The following is a 6,046-nucleotide window of genomic DNA, read 5'->3' as shown; positions in this document are numbered from 1 at the left end:
TCCGGCCCACCGCCGGGATCGGGCTGGGTTCCCATCTTCCATCCGATCTCGCGCTGACCGTCACTTGAAGCAGCTGTATAGGCCCGGGTGTGACGCCCACATCGGGGCCTGACAGTGGGGCAGGGTAGGAACAAAGTACCCGAAGATCGCCATCGCGGAAATTCTGTGAGGTTTCAAGGCGCCCCGTCGGGGCGCGCGCCGTGCCGCCGCACGCGCCATGCACGGGCGGGACCCCGTCAGCCCGCCACGCCCCGGGGCCCCGCCTCGCTTCGCTCGGCACCCCGGGCGTGTCGGCCTGCCACCCCACCCGCGCCCGTCGGAGCGTCGGCCCGTCGCTACTCCGAGGGGCCGACTGTCGTCCGACCTCAGCCGGCGCACCTTCGACCGGCTTCCTCATGCGCGTCGCGAGCGGCCTACGACCGCGGCCGAAGGGACTCTTTGCACCGCCTGCCGCGGGGCCGATAGTGATCGTATGACCACAGGTGAGTCGGAACCCCCAATGGCCGCCGTTCCCGTCGGGCAGGCTCCTGCGGGCCCTGTGCCGCACTGGCCGACCAACGCCGCCGGTGAGACCTACGGGTCGGCCCTTGACGGCCAGTTCCCCGGCGACGAGCCCGACCTCATCAGCGCATGGACCACCGAATGGACCGTGGGCTACGTGCGGCGGACCGAACTCGACATCGCGACCGGCGCATCCGTGGTGAGAAACCCCGCCGACGCTCTCGCCTGGAACGCGAAAGTAGCCGCGATGATCGCAGCCGGAGAGCGTGTGTTCGTCCCGGTCTACGAGCAGGACGGCGTGACGGTCATCGGCCAGCACGAGATCCAGCTCGGCGGCGGAAGTACCGGCCAGCACGGCGACGGCAGCCCCCCGCCGACGACGATTCCACACGGTGGTGTCGCCGACGATTCCACGCCGTGGTACTACGGCCTCAGCCCCGAGACCACGAAAGGCATGGACCCCCCGCCACCCCCCGAGCGCGGACCCAAACCGCCCCCTATCATGCCTACGCCCCCAGCCCCGTGACTCCCCGCGCTCCGGCCGCGGACCCGCGCGACCGCTCGCTTTTCGAGCTACCTCGTAGCATGCACGCCGTGATACGTACTGACTGGTCAGATGTGCGTGACTTGCTCGCCCGGCTGGCCGCCGAGCCGAGCGCCGAGAAGATCTTCGGCGCCAGCGGTCACCAGTGGCTGCTGGAACCGCCTCTCACCGCCGCCGAACTGGCCGAAGTCGAGGCGCAGGTGCGGGTGGAGTTGCCGAGCGAATACCGCTCATTTCTGCTGGAAGCGGGACGGGGCGGGGCCGGGCCCGCCTACGGCCTGTTCCCACTCCGGCGCGTGGAAGGGCGATGGCGGTGGGAGGGCGACGGCGCCACGCTGACCGGCTTGGACACGCTTGCCCAGCCCTTCCCACATGTGGAGGCGTTCAACCCAGCCGAGGGGCTGCCCGAGCCGCCTGACGAGGATGATTACGACTCGGAGGAGGCGTTCTTCGAGGCTGCGGAGGCCTACTTTGAGCAGCACGATGCCGTCGTGTTTCGTCCTGAGCATTCGGTCGGGCTGCTGTACCTGTGCCATCTCGGTTGCGCGCTGCGGGAGGCGCTCGTGGTCAGCGGCCCCGCGAGAGGACAGATGTGGGCGGACAACACCGCCGACGACGCCGGGTTCGCGCCGCTACTCGGCGATGCCGGGCGACCGCTGGGCTTCGCCCAGTGGTATCGGCGGTGGTTGGACCGCGCGGCAGCCCAACTACCCGCCGGCCTCGACGCCTGACACAGGGCTTCGGCATGTGCAATGCGGCGGTGATAAGACCCAGGGGCTCTGCCCCTGGACCCCGGCCAGCTTCCAAAGGAGGGGAAGAGCGCGAACGTCCGCGTGTCCCCTCCGCAGAGCCGGCGCCCGAGGGCTACCGCCGGAACCCCGACCGTGCAAGACCCGCACGGCCCACGAGCGGTGAAGGCGACGACGGCGGATCTTGCACGGCCGAGAACCCGACGGTAGGGGACAAGCCCGCCGGCCCTCCGAAGGAGACACGCTCGCCCCAGCCATGAGGACACAGTCCTCAGCGGGCGTCCCGTCGGCTGTCATCAGGTTGGCGTGCTGTGGCTGTCTGTTGTTGGCGTCAGTTTGTAGTGCTTACCGCGCGCCCTCTGGGCCGTGCACCACGTCTGGCTGATCTTGGTTCTACGCGTGCGGCCGGCGGGGCGAACGTTCGCCGAGGTGGCACCAGACCCAGCGGCACCCGGCGACGAGGGCGCGGACAACGCGATCATTGAGGATGGGGCAGGCACCGGCCGAGATTTTCCAGTATAACGATCGGACAAATGAACAACTCACCTGAAGCCATCGGTGACGGCCACGGGGGCGAAGGAGCGGACATGACGACGCCGGCGGTGGTCGTGACCGGCGCGGCCGCCGGCATCGGACGGGCAACCGTGGAACTGTTCGCCGAGCGCGGCTACGGCGTGGTCGCCGTCGACCCCGATGCCGCGCGGCTCACCGAGCTGGAGACCATCACGAACGTCGTGACGCTGGTCGGCGACGTCTCGACGGAGGAGACGAACGTCGCGGCGGTACGGCTCGCCCTCGACACGTTCGGCCAGCTGGCGGCGTCCGTGCTCAACGCGGGCATCGGCGGCGCCCCACCGATCGAGGCGCCGGGCGCGATCGAGCAGCTCGACCGCATCCACGCCGTCAACGTGCGCGGCGCCGCGCTCGGGATCCGGGCGGCGGCCCCCGCGCTGCGGGCCGCCGGCGGCGGCGCGATCGTCGTGACGGCCTCCGGGGCCGGGCTGCGCGGCGACCCCTACACCTGGGCCTACAACACCACCAAGGCCGCGGCGATCAACCTCGTACGCTCCGCCGCCCTCGACTACGGATACCAAGGCATCCGGATCAACGCGATCGCGCCGGGCATGACCATCACCCCGCGCACCGCGGCCGTGCGCGCCGACCCGGCGCTGCACGCCTCGATCACCCGGCGGATCCCGCTCGGCCGCTGGGGCGACCCCCGCGAGCAGGCCAAGGTGATCTACTTCCTCGCCTCGCCCGAGTCGTCGTACATCACCGGAGCGGTGATCCCCAGCGACGGCGGTCTCACCGCGAGCAACGGCTTCCTGCTCCCGCCGACCTACGACGGCGAACCCATGCGCTGACACGCTTCCCATGGATCCCGACGGTCCACCGGACCGCGGAGCATGATCCACGGGAAGCGTCCCGACCGCCGCCGCTTACCGCCGGCCGGTCGCGGCACATTCTTCATCTGTCCGACCGGAATAGACGACAGTCGGAGACGCTTGAGGAGGAAGAGCCCACGACCAGTACGAGCCTTCGCCAACAGCGGCCAGGAGAGGGAGCTCATGCCCCAGGTCACGGACGTCTCCCAGACCACCACGCCGGTGTACGCAAGCCCCACCGACGTCCAGACCTACGGCGCGTACACGATCAGGCGGGATCCCGGGGACACCCGGCCGCTGTACCGGTTCACCGGGCGGATCACCGCGGATGGGTCGAGCGGCCACCGGGCCGAGCCGGGGCGGTACCACATCTACTCCGGCTGGTTCTGCCCGTGGGCGCACCGGGTCACCCTGCAGATCGCGCTGAACGGGCTGGAGGACGTCGTCAGCGTCTCCTATGTCGACAACAGCCGTGACGCCCGCGGCTGGGCGTTCCGCGAGGCCAACGGCCCGGATCCGGTGAACGGGTTCGCGCTGCTACGCGAGGCCTACGAGGTGACCGAGCCCGGGTTCGACGGCCACGTCTCCGTGCCGACGCTGTGGGACCGTGAGACCGGTCGGGTCCTGTCCAACGACTACGTCTCCATGGGGATCGACCTGGCCACCCAGTTCGGCCAGTGGTCCACCGGCGCCGCCACCTATCCCGAGCACCTGCGTGCCGAGATCGACGAGCTCGACGTCTGGATCGGCCCCGAGGTGAACCGCGGCGTCCACCGGGCCGCCCACGACGAGGAGGTCCGCGCCGCGCTGCTCGACGCGTTCGCCCGGCTCGACGGCCACCTGGCCGACGCTCGCTTCCTGGTCGGCGGCCAGCTCACCGAGGCCGACCTCCGGCTGTGGGTCTCCCTGGTCCGCTACCGCGGCCGCGCCCACGACCTGGACCGCCTCCCACCGCTGTCCGACTACCCGAACCTGTGGGCCTACGCCCGCCGCCTCTACCGGCTGCGCGCCTTCCAGGAGACGACCGACTTCACCACGTTCACCGACCCCGCGGCCGTCCTCCCGGGCTGGCGCGCCGCCCCGGTCACGTAACCGCCAAGCTCCCGCGCCCGCGCCGCGTGCCGACCGCGCTTGCCTCGGATGCAGGGACGGCTCGGATACAGGGACGGCACAGCCCCGTCAGGCCGGCGCGGCGCGCCTGGCACACCGCTTCGGGCAGTTCCCGGTCGTGGTCATCCTGGTGCCTCGGCGTCGCCGCTGGTCGGGCGGTACACGACCGTCGCCGGCACCGACGCCCGGCCGGCACCGACAGCCAGCCCCGCGTGGCGGGCCAGCCCGGCGCCGCGGGGCCACCCGCGACGTGCCCCGGCGGGCGGCCGGCCGTCGGGGCAGGTCAGCGGCGGCCCCATTCCTCGGCGAGCAACTGGTAGGACCGCACGCGGTCGGCGTGCTGGTGGGTGATCGTGGTGATGGCGAGCTCGTCGGCGCCGGTCGCCGCCCGCAGCTGCTCCAGCCGGTCGACGACGGTGCGCGGCGAGCCGACCAGCTGGGTGCGCACCCGGTCGGCGACCAGCGCTCGTTCCTCGTCGGTCCAGACCCGGGCGAGCGCGTCCTCGGGGGTGGGGAACGGGATCGCGCCCGTACCCGCGCGGATGCTGAGCACCCACTCGCCGTAGCCCGCCGCCAGGTGCGCGGCGGTCACGTCGTTCTCGGCGACGACGACGTCGGCCGAGACCGCGACCAGCGGCCGGTCGAGCCGCGCGGACGGGCGGAACGCGGCCCGGTAGGCCTGGACCGCGTCGAGCACCGTGCTCGGGCTGTGATGGTAGGAGGCGGCGAACGGCAGCCCGCGCTCACCGGCGACCGTCGCGCTCACGCCGCCGGACGCGCCCAGGATCCAGACCTCGACGTCGGCGCCCTCGCCCGGGGACGCGTGCGCCGGCAGACCGGCCGGTGTGCGGTAGGTCCCCGCGAGAAAGGCGAGCACGTCGTCGATCTGCTCGGCGTAGCCCGGGGCGTACGCGCCGGGCTGCTGCAGCAGCGACACCATGAGTCCGAGCAGGTCGGAGGCGAGCAGCTTGCTGATGTCGAACCGCTTCGGCAGCAGCAGGCCGTCCGCGGTGTACTCGTCGGCGGCGTGGCTGCCGCCGCCGGACGAGGCCACATAGCTCGCCGCGGCGCCGGAGGTGGCGAGCGCCGCTCCCGTTGGCGCCGACGCTCCCACCAGAGGCGTCGGGACGGCGGATGACGGCGGCACGGCGGACAGCGACGGCGCGGCGGTGGGCGCCGGCCCGTCGTCTCCCTTCGGCTCGGGCCGGCTCAGCGACCGGCCGATGCCCAGGTCAAGCCGGCCGGGGAAGGCCGCGTTCAGCAGCCCGCACTCCTCGACGACGGACAGCGGGGTGCGGTGACCGATCTGGACCCCGGCCGAGCCGAGCCGGATCGTCCTCGTCGCGCCACCCGCCAACGCGATGGCGACCGCCGTCGAGGCGCCGATCACGCCGCTGGCGAGGTGATGCTCGGCGAACCAGTAGCGCCCATAGCCGAAGGCCTCGGCCTGCCGCGCCAGGTCGACCGAGTTCCGCAGCGCCTCGGCGTGCGTAGCGCCGGCGCTGACCGGGATGAGGTCGAGGACGGAAAGCGGGACGTCGGACATGCGATACCTCCTGTGGTTGCGCCCTGCTCGATCCCTCACGGCGCGCTCGTGGTGACGTTTCAGCCTCCGTGGTCAAGCCCGATCCATCCGGCCCGCCGACCTGGGGATTACCTGCCGGCGACCCCGCACCCACAGCGCGCTCGTGGTGACGTTTCAGCCTCCGTGGTCAAGCCCGATCCATCCGGCCCGCCGACCTGGGGATTACCTGCCG

At 71.9% G+C, this 6,046-nt stretch carries 5 protein-coding genes; 4 read left to right on the top strand and 1 reads right to left on the bottom strand.

Annotation, left to right across the window (positions count from 1 at the left end; genetic code table 11):
- Positions 1-499: 499 nt before the first annotated feature.
- The 4 genes from I6A81_RS20840 to I6A81_RS20825 all read left to right on the top strand — a co-directional run bounded on the left by I6A81_RS20840 (position 500) and on the right by I6A81_RS20825 (position 4,271).
- Positions 500-1,027 carry a hypothetical protein gene (locus I6A81_RS20840; protein ID WP_203000015.1) on the top strand — a complete coding sequence of 176 codons (528 nt, stop codon included), beginning with the start codon at positions 500-502 and terminating at the stop codon, positions 1,025-1,027.
- 59 nt (positions 1,028-1,086) lie between these two features.
- The gene (locus I6A81_RS20835) at positions 1,087-1,776 is read left to right on the top strand and encodes an SMI1/KNR4 family protein (protein WP_407661343.1); all 690 of its coding nucleotides are present in this window, start codon (positions 1,087-1,089) and stop codon (positions 1,774-1,776) included.
- A gap of 605 nt (positions 1,777-2,381) precedes the next feature.
- Positions 2,382-3,158 (top strand): SDR family NAD(P)-dependent oxidoreductase, encoded by a 777-nt coding sequence (locus I6A81_RS20830; protein WP_203000017.1) that lies wholly within the window; start codon positions 2,382-2,384, stop codon positions 3,156-3,158.
- Positions 3,159-3,362: 204 nt separating this feature from the next.
- On the top strand, positions 3,363-4,271 hold the full coding sequence (locus I6A81_RS20825) for a glutathione S-transferase C-terminal domain-containing protein (RefSeq protein WP_203000018.1): 909 nt from the start codon (positions 3,363-3,365) through the stop codon (positions 4,269-4,271).
- Between the two features lie 301 nt (positions 4,272-4,572).
- On the opposite strand, the gene I6A81_RS20820 is transcribed toward I6A81_RS20825, so the two are convergent.
- Positions 4,573-5,835, bottom strand: a complete 1,263-nt coding sequence (locus tag I6A81_RS20820; protein ID WP_203000019.1) for an LLM class flavin-dependent oxidoreductase — start codon at positions 5,833-5,835, stop codon at positions 4,573-4,575.
- Positions 5,836-6,046 lie beyond the last annotated feature (211 nt).

The organism is Frankia nepalensis (assembly GCF_016786325.1).
GTDB classification, from domain to species: domain Bacteria; phylum Actinomycetota; class Actinomycetes; order Frankiales; family Frankiaceae; genus Pseudofrankia; species Pseudofrankia nepalensis.
Note: the sequence above shows the minus strand (reverse complement) of the source record. Positions and strands in the feature narration are given on the sequence as shown.

Coding starts and splice junctions, on each gene's coding strand:
- I6A81_RS20840 (WP_203000015.1), top strand. CDS start 500: ATGGCCGCCGTTCCCGTCGGGCAGGCTCCTGCGGGCCCTGTGCCGCAC.
- I6A81_RS20835 (WP_407661343.1), top strand. CDS start 1,087: ATGCACGCCGTGATACGTACTGACTGGTCAGATGTGCGTGACTTGCTC.
- I6A81_RS20830 (WP_203000017.1), top strand. CDS start 2,382: ATGACGACGCCGGCGGTGGTCGTGACCGGCGCGGCCGCCGGCATCGGA.
- I6A81_RS20825 (WP_203000018.1), top strand. CDS start 3,363: ATGCCCCAGGTCACGGACGTCTCCCAGACCACCACGCCGGTGTACGCA.
- I6A81_RS20820 (WP_203000019.1), bottom strand. CDS start 5,835: ATGTCCGACGTCCCGCTTTCCGTCCTCGACCTCATCCCGGTCAGCGCC.